Origin of the sequence: Mesorhizobium qingshengii (genome assembly GCF_900103325.1) — a bacterium.
Taxonomy (GTDB): domain Bacteria; phylum Pseudomonadota; class Alphaproteobacteria; order Rhizobiales; family Rhizobiaceae; genus Mesorhizobium; species Mesorhizobium qingshengii.
In genome coordinates, this window is the sequence record NZ_FMXM01000014.1 from 151,191 (window position 1) to 163,859 (window position 12,669).

The window sequence follows — 12,669 nt, forward strand, 5'->3', positions numbered from 1 at the left end:
GCTCGACGGTCAGGCTTGGGTTCAAGGAAAACTGGCGGCAATTTGCTCTCCTGATGCTGGTGAATGCCTTTGTCGGCGGCATGGTCGGGATCGAACGCACGGTCGTGCCGCTCATCGGGTCGGAAGAGTTCGGCATCACGTCAACGACACTCGTCGTCTCCTTCATCGTCAGCTTCGGCGTGGTCAAGGCGCTTGCCAATCTCGTCTCGGGCCAGCTCGCCGATAGCTGGGGGCGCAAGCGCGTTCTCGTCCTCGGCTGGCTTGTCGGCTTGCCGGTCCCTTTCATGATCATCTGGGCCCCGAGCTGGGGATGGGTGATTGCGGCCAACGCATTGCTCGGCATCAACCAGGGACTGGCCTGGTCGATGACGGTGATCATGAAGGTCGATCTCGTTGGTCCGAAGTCGCGCGGCCTTGCCGTAGGCCTCAATGAATTTGCCGGCTATCTCGCCGTCGGCGTAACGGCGTTCCTCACCGGCTATCTTGCTTCGCGATACGGATTGCGGCCGGTGCCGATCTATCTCGGCATCGGCTACGCGGTCATCGGCGCCGTGCTATCGATCCTGCTGGTCCGCGACACGCGTGACCACCTGCGGCTGGAGGCATCCACTCACGCACAGCAATCCGCGCCGATAAGCTTCCGGGAGGTTTTCGCGCTGACCTCGTTCCGGGATCGCAATCTGTTCGCGGCCTCGCAAGCCGGCCTCGTCAACAACCTCAACGACGGGATGAGCTGGGGTATCTTCCCGCTGTTCTTCGTGTCCTTCGGACTTGGCGTCGAGCGCATCGGCATCCTGAAGGCGATCTATCCCGCGACATGGGGAATCCTGCAGATCGTCACCGGCCCGTTGAGCGATCGCTGGGGTCGCAAAGGCCTGATCGTTGCCGGAATGTGGACCCAGGCCGGCGGCCTGTTTCTCACCGCCGCCACGAGCCGGTTCGAATGGTGGCTTGTCGGCAGCCTTCTTCTCGGCCTTGGAACCGCAATGGTCTATCCAAGTCTGATCGCGGCCGTTTCCGACGCCTCGCATCCAACCTGGCGCGCCCGCTCGCTCAGCGTTTATCGATTCTGGCGCGATCTCGGCTACGCGATCGGCGCGCTCTCCGCAGGTCTCATCGCTGATCGCTTCGGGCTCTCATGGGCGATCACATCGATCGCCGCATTGACGTTCGTCTCTGGAGCCATCGTCGCGCTCATCATGCGCGAGCGTTCGGGTGGCCTTCTTGATCTCGCGCAAGATACCGAGCCACCAGGCGGTGTAAGATAGCAACATGACTTGTGAAGGAAGCAATTTGCCAGTGTCGGTCATCACGGAGCAAGCCAATGGAGACATTTCCAACCAGGAACTTCGCCGCGGCGATTGCGGTTCTTGTCCTCTTGCCTGGTTCAGCATGGGCACAGGCACCGGCTGACACGGATAGATACGCTTATGGCCCGCATATGATGTGGTGGGGTGGAGGCTGGTACGCCATGATTTTCGGTCCACTGTTCATGATCCTGATGCTTGCGGTGCTGATCGCCGCCGTAGTCGTTCTCCTGCGTTGGATAGGCGGTCCATGGCAGGGAACAGTGCTCCCACATCACACGCCCCCGGGCCGCACATCACTCGACATTCTCAAGGAACGCTTTGCGCGCGGGGAGATCGACAAGGACGAGTTCGAAGAGCGCCGACGCGTGCTCGGTGAATAAGCCACCTTCGCCGAATGGTCGAAGGTGCGGGAAGTCGCTATCCGAGTGCGACGCGGGGCGATGGTTTCGGACCTCGCTTAATGGACCTATTTCTCGCTGGCGCAACATGCCTCCGGTGTTCGTTCGTGTCTTGGGCAAGGACGCGGGTTTCATGCAAGTCGGATGAAAATGCCGATGGATGAGTGTGATCCGGGCGCGCGCGCCATCGCTTTTGCATTGAAGCCTGGCCCGCATCCTTATATCGCATTTCCATGAAGAAAATCGGGTTCCTCTCATTCGGGCACTGGACGCCCTCGACACAGTCGCAGACGCGGTCGGCATCGGACGCGCTGCTGCAGTCCATCGACCTCGCCGTCGCCGCCGAGCAACTGGGTGCGGATGGCGCCTATTTCCGCGTGCATCACTTCGCCCGCCAGCTCGCTTCGCCGTTCCCGCTGCTGGCCGCCGTCGGCGCGAAGACCAACCGCATCGAGATCGGCACCGCCGTCATCGACATGCGCTACGAGAATCCGCTCTACATGGCCGAGGACGCGGGCGCAGCCGACATCATCGCCGGCGGGCGCCTGCAGCTTGGCATCAGCCGTGGCTCGCCCGAGCAGGTGATCGACGGCTGGCGTTATTTCGGCTACGCGCCACAGGAAGGGCAGAGTGATGCCGACATGGCGCGGCACCACGCCGAGGTCTTCCTCGATACGCTGCGGGGCGAGGAGTTCGCACAGCCCAATCCACGGCCGATGTTTCCCAATCCGCCAGGCCTGCTGCGGCTCGAGCCGCATTCGGAGGGCCTGCGCGAGCGGATCTGGTGGGGCGCCGCCACCAACGCCACTTCGGAATGGGCGGCAAAGCTGGGCATGAACCTGCAGAGCTCGACGCTCAAATTCGACGAGAACGGCAAGCCGTTCCACATCCAGCAGGCCGAGCAGATCCGCGTCTATCGCGAAGCCTGGAAAGCGGCCGGCCACGAGCGCGAGCCGCGCGTCTCGGTCAGCCGCAGCATCTTCGCGCTGGTCGACGATCGCGACCGCGCCTATTTCGGGCGCGGCAATGAGAGCCGCGACCAGATCGGCTTCATCGAGGAGAACACGAGGGCGATCTTCGGGCGCAGCTATGCCGCCGAGCCGGACGTGCTGATCAAGGAATTGGCGCAGGACGAGGCGATCGCCGAAGCCGACACGCTGCTGCTCACCGTGCCCAACCAGCTTGGTGTCGACTACAACGCGCATGTCATCGAGGCGATCCTGACCCATGTCGCGCCAGCGCTGGGCTGGCGCTGAGGCTCGCGCCGGATCGATCACGGCGGATAGCTCCAGGGAGGTACACCATGCCGAAGAAAGCCTTGATCGCCTGGGGTGGCTGGGAAGGCCATACGCCGGAGCGCAGTGCCAACGTCATCCGCGCGCTGCTTGAACGGAACGGATTCGCGGTCACGCTGGGCGAGGGGACGGCGATGTTCGCCGACCCGGAGCTTGCCTCCTTCGATCTCATCGTACCCGTGATCACGATGTCGACGATCGAGAAGGCCGAACTTCAGAACCTGACGCTTGCCGTTCGCCAGGGAACCGGGCTCGGCGGCTTTCACGGCACCATGGGCGACAGCTTCCGCAACGAGCCCGACTATCAGTTCATGACCGGCGGCCAATGGGTCGCGCATCCCGGCGACATCATCGACTACACGGTGGTGATCACCCGGCCGGACGATCCGATCACAAGGGGCATCGGCGATTTCGCCTACCGATCGGAGCAGTATTACATGCACGTCGATCCGAGCAACGAGGTGCTCGCGACGACGACTTTCACCGACGCGCATTTCCCGGGGATAGGCGGCGTGGTGATGCCGGTGGTCTGGAAGCGGCGTTATGGGTTGGGGAAGGTGTTTTACAGTTCCCTTGGACACACAGCGGATGAGTTCGCGGTGCCGGAAATGGCGCTGATTGTCGAGCGCGGGTTGGTGTGGGCGGCGCGGGGCTAGCCTCTGTCGGTCACAAATTGCAAAGGCAAGCCGGAACCGTGGGCGGTAGCGGTCCGCATTCCAGCAATGGCTGGAAAGCCGGCCGCTGGCGAACTACCAGGCGAAGGGGGGTGGAATGGATCATCAGCGAACTGTATTTTTGGTCGGAGGGGCACGGGCGGAGACGAGGAAGCCGTGTTTACACTGCATGTTGACGGCGCTGTCTGCAGCCTTGCATGTGCCTACCGCGATAAGGTTATCAAGGCCGACGAGGAAGACTTTTTCGAGGCTCTGTTCCAGATCCGTCAGGAGCTCGAAGCCGATGGCTTGCTGCCCTTCTGTTACGGGGCAAGTGCCAATGTTTATCCCGAGAATACCGTGATGGAGAAAAGTCGCGGGTTGATAGCCTGCAAAGTGAAGACGGGCCAATTTCCCCAGGAGACCGATCTGGTCGACATATTTGATGATGGCGTCGACGTGGTTCCGGTTTTCGTCCATATGCAACAGCAATTTTGGGAAGAATGGCTGGCTTCGCTGCCGTCTTAGCGGCCGGCACTCACCCGATCCCGCCGGTAACCGCATAGGCGCCGGCGGTGCGGCCATCCTTCAGCCGTACCTCGGCCGTGACGATCGAGCCGTACGGGCCACGCCAGACACTGTGGAACCGCCTATGCTCGGCTGCGGGAACCAGCGCCCGTCCGCTGAAGCGCGCGCCGCTCCGTTGCATGGCGACAGGCTCTCCGTTGACATGCACCTTGAGGCTGGCGTTCTCGGCTTCGGCCGACCCGACAGGCAGGTCTAGCATGATGGTGATCTCGTCCTGATCGCCCAAAGTGCGCGTTTCTGCTGAAAGCGCGATCGCGAGCGGTAGTGCCTTGCCATTGCCGGCTTGGCTGGGACGACCTGAAAACACGTCATCAGCCAGTTCAGGCGTGCGTGGCGGGCTCGTGCGGCGCTGTGTGGCGCGCTCGTAGTCGCCGGCCATGCGCAGCAGCCTTTCGTCGTCATAGGCCTTGCCGGCGAAGGTCAGGCCGACGGGCATGCCGATGTCGGCCATGGTTCCCATCGGCACGGTGACGGTGGGGATGCCGAAATGGCGCCAGACCAGATTGCCGTTGGCGACCCAGGTGCCGTTGCGCCAGGCCAGCTCCGCCGACGCCTCGTTGACATCGGCATCGGCCGGCCCGACATCGGCGGCGGCCGGCAGCACCACGGCGTCGATGCCCCGCGCGTCCAGCCAGTCCTCGAAATCGATCCGCCTTGTCGCTTCCAGCCCTTTCAGGCCGTCCTCCAGCGTTGGAATATCCGCCACCGGCGTGACGCCGGACCTCGCCCGCTCGACATACTCCGCCAGGTCGAAGCCGCCGTCATAGCGGTCGGGCAGCGTGCCTGGCGGCTGCGGGAAGATCTTCGGGCCGTCGACCGAGGCGAGATCGGGAAGGGCCGGGTCGGCATTGGCGCGCAGGAAATCGTCCCAGCCCCAGATGCAGAGATCCCAGATTTCGCGCTCGGCGAACTCTTCTGGCACCAGCCCGCGCTCGACCATGGTGCGCGCGCCGGGGCGGTCGCGCTCATAGTTGGAGACGACGGGGAAATCGACTTCCACCACCTCGGCGCCAAGCCGCTCGAGGTCCGCCGCCGCCTGCTCCCACAGGGCAAGCACCGAAGCGCGGGTTTCGATAGGCTTATCGGCCTCGCTATCGCGGCCGATATACATTCCGGGCACGCCGAGCCGCATACCTCTGAGCGATCCCGCCAGCGCGAGACCGGTGTAGCGCGGCGGCCGCATGTCGGACCTTTTCGGCAGATCGACCCAGGACTGCGCGCGCCAGAAATCGCCACGTGTCTCGGTGTCGTCGGCGACGATGATGTCGAGCAGTTCGAGCATGTCGGGCATGGTCCGCGTGTGCGGCACCACGACATCCATGGTCGGCACCAGCGGCCAGTTGCCGCGCACCGAGATGACGCCGCGCGACGGCGTGTAGGCGACCAGCGCATTGTTGGTGGCAGGCGCGCGGCCGGACGACCAGGTTTCCTCGCCGAGCCCGAAGGCGCAGAAGCTGGCTGATGTCGCGGTGCCGGAGCCATTGGAGGAGCCCGACGCGAAGGCGGCGGTCAAGTAGTCGCCATTGTAGGGGCTTTCGGCGCGGCCATAGACACCGCGCTGCATGCCGCCATTGGCCATCGGTGGCATGTTGGTGAGGCCGATCAGCACGGCGCCGCCGGCCCGCAGCCGGGCGATGGTGAAGGCGTCCTCCTTGGCGACGAGATGCTCGAAGGCCGGCGAGCCGGCGGCCACCGTCAGGCCGGCGACCTTGTAGCTGTCCTTGGCGGTGTAGGGGATGCCATCGAGCGGCCCGAGCACAGCGCCGTCGCGGCGCCGCTGGTCGGAGGCGGCCGCCTCCTCGAACATGCCAGGGTTGAGCACGGGGACAGCGTTGAGGCTGATGCCGTGGCGGTCGAAATGCGCGATGCGCCGCAGATACGCGCCGACCAGCTCGACACTGGTGACGATGCCCCCGTCGAGCGCGCGGCGCAATTGTTCGATCGTCGCTTCGACGAGGTGAAGGCTGGCATCGGTCATTGCTGGTCCCAGGCTGTCGTTTGCAAATCATGGATGGGCGAGGCCGCCGCCGACGGCAAGAGCCAATCGCGATTTGCCGGCGGTCCTTGTTGCAACCTGGTGTTCTTGCGGCCGGGCCTGGCGCGGCGCGCGAACCTGCCCCGTCGGGAACTTTTGTCGGGCTGGCGATTTTGGATGTATGGTGTGATTCCGGATGGCCAGAAGGGGTTCCAGATGACGACAAAACGCTTTGCGATCCTAGCTCTCGCTTTCGCAATGGGCTCAAGCCTTTGCGCCTCGGCGCTCGCCGGCGAGCGGCATCATGGCCACCGGATCCAATCCGAACGCTACGTCCCCGCCGATGGCGATCTCATCGACATCCTGTTCGGCGGCCCGCGCTACTATGATCAGCAGCTGGTCACGACGGCGGCTGGCGCGTGCTCGTACCATCGCGTCGGTCCTGACGCGAATGCGTTGAACAAGATCAACGATCACCACTGCGGGAAGTAGGCCGCGGCCTCGGGCCGCCTACAAAGGCCTTCCAGGCCGGCGCTCAGCGCCGGCCGCTCTCCTTCATGCGCTCGATGATGTCAGCCATCAGGGCCAGGTCGCGGCGGGAATCGGCAAGGTCGGTCACCGGCTTCGTGCCTTCGGTGATGTGGCGGTGGAAGATCTCCAGCTCGTTGGAGAAGGCGTCGCCATAGAGCGGTCCGAAGGTTTTCGTCACCGGGCCGAGCGGGCCGGCGTCGGTCACCTCCAGGCGGGTCGGCAGGCTGCGGATATAGGGCGTGTCGTAAATGATGCGCACCCGCCTGGTGTTGGAGCGCACCTCGATCATGGCGTCGAACAGGCCGAGATCATCGACCACCGCGTCATACAGACAAGCGAAATGGCCGTAGTCGAAGGTAATGCTGGTGTTGGCGCCGCCATTGGTGCGGTGCGCGGCGACCACACCCACGGGCTCGCCGATCAGCCCGCGCATCGCCGAAATATGATGCGAGGACAGCGCCGTCAGCCCGCGATAGGCACGCACCAGGTCGGCGGGAGCGTCGGCGCCAACCACCTCGCGGATCAGCGCGTCCCGCTCCTTGGCGCCACGCGCCAAAAGGGCAGGATCGATGTCGTTGGGATAGAGGACGTTCTGGCTCTTCTTGAGGAAATGCCGGCCCTCCGAAATAAGGTCAAAGATGCGGACATGGGTGATATCGGCGTGATCGGGCAGTTCATCCCTGGCCGCCAGATAGGCCGGGGCGTAGCGGCGCATGTAGCCGACGAAAAGGGTCTTGTCGTAGGTCGGCATCAGCGCCAGCAGGTCGTCGATCTCGCGCACCGTCAGGCAGGCGGGCTTTTCCAGAAGGATATGCTTGTTGGCCTTCATGGCCGCGCGCACGAAGCGGCTGTGGGTGTCGTCGGACGACAGCACGAACACCACGTCGATGTCGGGCGAATTGATCAACGCCTCGGCCGTGTCGAAGGTTTTTGCCGTCGCATATTCGGAGGTGATGAGCGACACCAGACTTGGCGAGACGTCGTACACGCCCGCGATCCGCCAGCGGTCGCGCTGGTCGGCCAGAACAGGCAGATGGATCGACTGCGCGACCTCTCCAAGACCCACAAGTCCGACACGAAGTGGTGCCACTCTCAAACTCCCCTTGATTTCAAGCCTGATGCCGGCCGAGCTGGCGGCCAGCACTGATTTCACGATCGGCCGGTCAGGCCGCGCCGGTGACCAGCGCGACGAGCTCGTTGCCGGTGGTTTCGGAAGCGCGCACCGTCGCCGCCATCTTGCCCGCCCGCATCACCCAGATCTGGTCGGACAGACGGCGGACCTGATCGAAATTGTGGCTGACCAGGATGACGCTGACCGACTGGTCGCGCAGGCGCCGGATCAGCGCCTCGACATTGGCCGTCTCCTGCACGCCGAGCGCGGCGGTCGGCTCGTCCATCACCACCAGCTTGGCGCCAGAGCCGACGGCGCGGCAGATCGAGATCGCCTGGCGCTGGCCGCCCGACAGGCGCCGCACCCGCTGGTTGATCGACGGCACGTTGATCGACAGGCGCGACAGCATGGCGCGCGCCTCGCGTCTCATCGCCTTGCGGTCGAGGAAAGCGAAGGGGCCAATGCGGCGCACGAGCTCGCGGTTGAGGAACAGGTTCTGCGCCACCGTCAGTTCGTCGATCAGCGCCAGGTTCTGGTGCACGGTCTCGATGCCGGCCTTGCGTGCGCCGTCGGGATTGGAGAAGGGGTGCTGGCGGCCGTCGAAGACGATGGAACCGGCATCCGGCACATGCACGCCGACCAGGCAGCGGATGAGGGTCGACTTGCCGGCGCCGTTGTCGCCGATGACGGCGGTGACCTCGCCGCGGCGTGCCTGGAAGGCGACATCGGTGAAGGCGCGGACACCGCCGAAATGCTTGCTCAGGCCTTCGCAGGCGATGATCGCGTCGGAGGAGGCGGCACTCATTTCTGGTACCGCATGATCAGCGCCGCCAGCACCACAATGGCGCCCACGGCGAGCGGTTGATAGAAGGCCGACACGTTGAGCAGCGTCAGCCCGTTGACGAGGGCGGTGAGCATCAAGGCGCCAATGGCCGGACCCAGGATGCTGGCGCGGCCGCCGAACAGGCTGACGCCACCCAGAACCACCGCCGCAACCGAATTGAGCAGCAGGCTGGTGTTGATCTGCGGCTCGGCCGAACCGATGCGCGCCACCAGAAGGATCGCCGCGATGCCGGCGCAGAAGCCCGAGATGGTGTAGGCGGCGATCTTGACCCGGTTGGTGCGGATGCCGAGGGCGCCGGCACTTTCGACCTGGCCGCCGGTCGCCAGCAGATGCACGCCGAAGCGTGTGTGATAGAGCGCGACATGCGCCACGATGACGGCCGCGATCGCCACCCAGACCGGATAGCCGAACGGCCCGAAGGAGCCTGAGGCGAGCCTGAGCAGGAAGGTCGAGCCGACCATGGTTGGTTCGCCGCCCGACAGGATGAGGCCAAGGCCGGTGATGCCCGACAACGTGCCGAGCGTCACCACGAAGTCGGGGATCTTGCCGGCGGTGATGATGAGGCCGTTGAGGAAGCCGATGGCGCTGGTGGCCAGGAGCGCGAGCACGCAGGCGATGAAGATGCCATGGCCGGCCGCATTGACGAGGCCAAGGATGATGGCGCCGAGCATGACGGCGGCCGCCAGCGACAGATCGATGCCCGAGGTCGCGACGACGAAAGTCTGGCCGATCGACAGCACGACCAGGATCGCCGCCGCCAGCAACAGCGCCTGCAAATTGGCGACGCTGAGAAAGACCGGCTGGGCGATGCCGAAGACGATGACCAGGCCGACCAGGCCGACGATGGATGCCCAGTCGGCCCAGAAGGACGGATCGAGGAGGAGAGCCGCCAGGGAGGGACGGCTCTCCTCCGCGCCCGCCGAATGGGCGGCGGGCGCGTTGTTCACGGAATTGCTCACTTCAGCATCTCGCGGAAGGGATCGGGATAGTCGCCGCCCGGACGCGGGAAGTTCTTCAGCGAGGCCTCGGCATTGTCCTTGTTGATCAGCAGCACCGGCGCCGGCACGTTGGCGGGCAGTTCCTTGCCCTTGGCGGCCAACGCACAGGCTTCGACGCCCATGGCGCCGACGACATAGGGATACTGGGCGACGGTGGCCGTGAGTTCGCCTGCCGCGATCGACTTCAGCGCGTCGACGATGCCGTCGAGGCCGATCACCTTGACGTCCTTGCCCGAGGTCTGCACGGCGCGTTCGACGCCAAGCGCCATGATGTCGTTGGCGGCGAAGAAGCCGGCGAGATCAGGATGCGCGGCGAGGATGTCGGTGGCGGCGGTCAACGCCTTCTCGCGGTCCCAGTCGGCGCTGACCATGACCACGACTTCAAGCTTGCCTTCGACGGCCTGCTTGAACCCCTTGATGCGGGCATTGGAGCCGACATCGCCGACGATGCCGGCAACCAGCGCGACCTTGGCGCCCTTAGGCACCAGCTTCAGCATTTCCTCACCGGCCAGCGCCCCTGCGGCGACATTGTCGGTGCCGATATAGGTCGAGACGGCGAAGCCCGCGGCCTTGGCCTGCTCGGCGTCGATGGTCGAGTCGATGTTGACGATCGGCTTCTTCTTCTGGGCGACCGGCACCAGCGCCTGGACGAGGTTGGAGACGCTGATCGGGTTGACCAGGTAGCAATCGAAATCCTGCATAGCCATGGCGGTCAGGCGGTCGGCCTGTCCGGTGGCGTCACCCATGTTGGCGGCGGCCTGGACACTGACATTGACGCCATTGGCCTTGCCCTGTTCCTCGATACCCTTCTGCATGGTCTGGAAGAACGGGTTGTCGAGACCCTTGACGATGGCCGCGACCTTCGCCGCGTCCCCGGCGTGGGCCGGTACCGAAACGATCGCTGCAAGCATGCCTGCGCCAAGCAGACCCGTGCCGAGCTTTAGGCAATTGAACACGCGCATGTTGTTCCTCCTCCTGATTGTTTGATGTGTTGCATCAGTTTTCCGGCGAATGCCTGCCGCGGATGGTGCGGGTCGCAGCTCCCGGTCCGGGCGCTTTTTCATGTCAGGCATTGCTCCTCCCAGAGCGCTGGCGGATGCCCTGCCAGCATTTCCGCATGTTTTAGAAAAAATTGACATGCGTCAAGATTTAAAATGGTGCGCAGTGATTTTTGCTGGTGATGCCGCCCGACCAAGCGTAAGCCGATTGCAGGGGCCATGAGTCGCAATCCTGGTCCAGGCGCCTTTCGTGTCAGGCATTTGCTCCTGCCGGAGCGCCGGCCGACGCCTTGCCTGCATTTCCACATGTTTTGGAAAATTTTGACATGCATCAATTTCCGGATTGATGCGCAGTGATTTGGTTGTTGTGCGTCGCGGCCTTGGCTGGCCCGCCGAAATGACAGAAGCAGCATGGTGCGCTACAACCACGACGCGAAGAAATGCCAGACCGAGGGAACCTTCCGGCGAGCATCGGCGTTTGGGGGTGGTTTGCGATGGAGCGTCCCGGAGCAGTCAGCAAGCACGTTCTCGATTTTGCCGCCGTCACTGGCCGGCGAACTAATGAAGACGACGCCGCTCTGATGACCTGCTTGCGTGAACCGGCGGACACCGCGTCAAGGAACATACCGGGAGCAAGGGAGGACGTGGAGCGTTGGGAGGTGAGACAATGTCTGGTCATGACGACCTGATCCGCGCGGCCATCGGACGGCTGCTTGCCGAGAAAACCGGCGCCGCGGTCATATCGATGAAAGAAATTGTCACGGAACTTCTGGAGCGGACCGGCGTCGTGCTGGACGAAAGCCTGCAAGACCTGCTGCTGGAAATGGCCGAGGTTCGCGGCATGACGGTCGCTCTCGACCTTTAGGGCCAATCATGACTCACGCCGATCCATGAATGTCGATTGATCCAGGGGCCGCGACCAGCCGGTCGATACCGGTCGATCGCGCGCGCCGGGGATGAGGCGCAGCGGTCGGCGACCATGATCACCGGCGCGTGTTGGTGTCGCCGTTGGTCAGCCGCGGCTTGATCGAGGCATCGCGGACGCAGGCGCGCTCGCGGGCGGTCTCATCCGGGCCTATGTGCAGTATTTCATCAGCGGCGGCTGGACCAATGGGATCGCCTATGGCGTGTTATTGGCAGTTCTGATGTTCAGGCCGGAAGGCATGGTCGGCACGGCACTCTCCATCCACCTCTCGCACACGGGCTGGCGCCGAAGCGGCCGGCGACGCAATGGGTCAAGCCGGGGTGATGGGCCGCGTGAAACACCTGCGCGGCGAGGAAGATCTACGCCACACTTCACTTCAGGATTTCAGGGAAGACGAGCCGGGCTCATAATCGGCTGTCCGCATCTACCCGCGATTCGCTTCACCTGGCGGGCTGGGTTTCAGCCCTGTTTGACGTAGCCGGCGGTAACCTCGTCTTTGTGGGCGGCGAAGGCTGCCAGGACCTCGGCCTTCTCGGGCTTCGGAACCTTGAAGTGGTCCAGGGTCCGCCCGAGTTCCGCTGCGACCTCATCGAATTCTGTGGGAGAGATCCGCAGGTTCCGGTGGGCCTCTTCAAGCCCGAGCGGCGTCGTTCCGGGCTTGGTGGCCACGAACTTGAAGGGGCCACCGGAAACGTCGCAGACCCACAGCGTGCGCATGAACTTCAAGCCGGGCAACCTGCCAAGGTTCTTGGTGTGCCATTTCCGCAGCTGCGGGTTCTTGGACTTCTGGCCGACGATGGGGTTCTTCACGACTGCATCGCTGAAGTGATCCACAACCGCTGCGATGGCGAACACGCCTCCCAGCCGCTCGTACAGACTTTTCTCAGGTGTGGTTTGCTTGGCCTGCGCTTGCGCGTTGTCTGCGGCCAATACAGCCGTCGATGTGGCCGCAACCGCCAGCCCTGCGACGACGCTTCGTCTTGTGAAAGAGGTCGAAACAGCCGTTTTCATCTCTCTGGTTTCCTTCGAGTTGAGCCAGAGCA

The 12,669-nt window shown here is 64.0% G+C and carries 14 protein-coding genes; 7 read left to right on the plus strand and 7 right to left on the minus strand.

Annotated features, from left to right (window positions below; translation table 11 throughout):
• Positions 1–53 precede the first annotated feature (53 nt).
• From BLS48_RS22005 to BLS48_RS22025, 5 genes are all read left to right on the plus strand, one after another.
• A complete protein-coding gene (locus tag BLS48_RS22005; RefSeq protein WP_244529758.1) occupies positions 54–1,268 on the plus strand; it encodes an MFS transporter in 1,215 nt (404 codons plus the stop codon).
• A gap of 56 nt (positions 1,269–1,324) precedes the next feature.
• Positions 1,325–1,690 carry an SHOCT domain-containing protein gene (locus BLS48_RS36600; protein WP_091582017.1) on the plus strand — a complete coding sequence of 122 codons (366 nt, stop codon included), beginning with the start codon at positions 1,325–1,327 and terminating at the stop codon, positions 1,688–1,690.
• 251 nt (positions 1,691–1,941) lie between these two features.
• A complete protein-coding gene (locus BLS48_RS22015) occupies positions 1,942–2,964 on the plus strand; it encodes an LLM class flavin-dependent oxidoreductase (RefSeq protein WP_091582020.1) in 1,023 nt (340 codons plus the stop codon).
• A gap of 47 nt (positions 2,965–3,011) precedes the next feature.
• Complete coding sequence (locus BLS48_RS22020; RefSeq protein WP_091582022.1) at positions 3,012–3,659, plus strand: ThuA domain-containing protein; 648 nt, start codon at positions 3,012–3,014, stop codon at positions 3,657–3,659.
• 174 nt (positions 3,660–3,833) lie between these two features.
• A complete protein-coding gene (locus BLS48_RS22025) occupies positions 3,834–4,184 on the plus strand; it encodes a hypothetical protein (RefSeq protein ID WP_244529754.1) in 351 nt (116 codons plus the stop codon).
• Between the two features lie 10 nt (positions 4,185–4,194).
• On the opposite strand, the gene BLS48_RS22030 is transcribed toward BLS48_RS22025, so the two are convergent.
• Positions 4,195–6,222: an amidase gene (locus BLS48_RS22030; RefSeq protein WP_091582025.1), complete on the minus strand. Its 2,028-nt coding sequence runs from the start codon at positions 6,220–6,222 to the stop codon at positions 4,195–4,197.
• A 213-nt stretch (positions 6,223–6,435) separates the two neighbouring features.
• Between BLS48_RS22030 and BLS48_RS22035 the strand changes: the two genes are divergently transcribed.
• On the plus strand, positions 6,436–6,711 hold the full coding sequence (locus BLS48_RS22035; protein WP_091582118.1) for a hypothetical protein: 276 nt from the start codon (positions 6,436–6,438) through the stop codon (positions 6,709–6,711).
• A gap of 43 nt (positions 6,712–6,754) precedes the next feature.
• On the opposite strand, the gene BLS48_RS22040 is transcribed toward BLS48_RS22035, so the two are convergent.
• The 5 genes from BLS48_RS22040 to BLS48_RS35735 form a co-directional block, all read right to left on the minus strand.
• Positions 6,755–7,840: a Gfo/Idh/MocA family protein gene (locus BLS48_RS22040; RefSeq protein WP_091582121.1), complete on the minus strand. Its 1,086-nt coding sequence runs from the start codon at positions 7,838–7,840 to the stop codon at positions 6,755–6,757.
• A 73-nt stretch (positions 7,841–7,913) separates the two neighbouring features.
• Positions 7,914–8,666, minus strand: coding sequence for an ATP-binding cassette domain-containing protein (locus BLS48_RS22045; protein ID WP_091582027.1), 753 nt, complete (start codon positions 8,664–8,666; stop codon positions 7,914–7,916).
• Complete coding sequence (locus BLS48_RS22050) at positions 8,663–9,664, minus strand: ABC transporter permease (protein WP_091582030.1); 1,002 nt, start codon at positions 9,662–9,664, stop codon at positions 8,663–8,665. The genes BLS48_RS22045 and BLS48_RS22050 overlap by 4 nt, the downstream gene beginning before the upstream one ends.
• On the minus strand, positions 9,661–10,665 hold the full coding sequence (locus tag BLS48_RS22055; protein ID WP_091582033.1) for a sugar ABC transporter substrate-binding protein: 1,005 nt from the start codon (positions 10,663–10,665) through the stop codon (positions 9,661–9,663). Before BLS48_RS22055 ends, BLS48_RS22050 begins: the two co-directional genes overlap by 4 nt.
• Positions 10,666–10,763: 98 nt before the next feature.
• Positions 10,764–10,922, minus strand: a complete 159-nt coding sequence (locus BLS48_RS35735; protein WP_167365186.1) for a hypothetical protein — start codon at positions 10,920–10,922, stop codon at positions 10,764–10,766.
• 446 nt (positions 10,923–11,368) lie between these two features.
• Here BLS48_RS35735 and BLS48_RS22060 point away from each other — a divergent pair, with 446 nt between their 5' ends.
• Positions 11,369–11,566, plus strand: coding sequence for a hypothetical protein (locus BLS48_RS22060; protein WP_091582035.1), 198 nt, complete (start codon positions 11,369–11,371; stop codon positions 11,564–11,566).
• A gap of 519 nt (positions 11,567–12,085) precedes the next feature.
• Here the strand turns inward: BLS48_RS22060 and BLS48_RS22065 are convergent.
• A complete protein-coding gene (locus BLS48_RS22065) occupies positions 12,086–12,637 on the minus strand; it encodes a group I truncated hemoglobin (protein WP_091582123.1) in 552 nt (183 codons plus the stop codon).
• Positions 12,638–12,669: the final 32 nt, after the last annotated feature.

Coding starts and splice junctions, on each gene's coding strand:
- BLS48_RS22035 (WP_091582118.1), top strand. CDS start 6,436: ATGACGACAAAACGCTTTGCGATCCTAGCTCTCGCTTTCGCAATGGGC.
- BLS48_RS22005 (WP_244529758.1), top strand. CDS start 54: ATGCTGGTGAATGCCTTTGTCGGCGGCATGGTCGGGATCGAACGCACG.
- BLS48_RS22045 (WP_091582027.1), bottom strand. CDS start 8,666: ATGAGTGCCGCCTCCTCCGACGCGATCATCGCCTGCGAAGGCCTGAGC.
- BLS48_RS35735 (WP_167365186.1), bottom strand. CDS start 10,922: ATGGCCCCTGCAATCGGCTTACGCTTGGTCGGGCGGCATCACCAGCAA.
- BLS48_RS22030 (WP_091582025.1), bottom strand. CDS start 6,222: ATGACCGATGCCAGCCTTCACCTCGTCGAAGCGACGATCGAACAATTG.
- BLS48_RS22065 (WP_091582123.1), bottom strand. CDS start 12,637: ATGAAAACGGCTGTTTCGACCTCTTTCACAAGACGAAGCGTCGTCGCA.
- BLS48_RS36600 (WP_091582017.1), top strand. CDS start 1,325: ATGGAGACATTTCCAACCAGGAACTTCGCCGCGGCGATTGCGGTTCTT.
- BLS48_RS22055 (WP_091582033.1), bottom strand. CDS start 10,665: ATGCGCGTGTTCAATTGCCTAAAGCTCGGCACGGGTCTGCTTGGCGCA.
- BLS48_RS22015 (WP_091582020.1), top strand. CDS start 1,942: ATGAAGAAAATCGGGTTCCTCTCATTCGGGCACTGGACGCCCTCGACA.
- BLS48_RS22020 (WP_091582022.1), top strand. CDS start 3,012: ATGCCGAAGAAAGCCTTGATCGCCTGGGGTGGCTGGGAAGGCCATACG.
- BLS48_RS22060 (WP_091582035.1), top strand. CDS start 11,369: ATGTCTGGTCATGACGACCTGATCCGCGCGGCCATCGGACGGCTGCTT.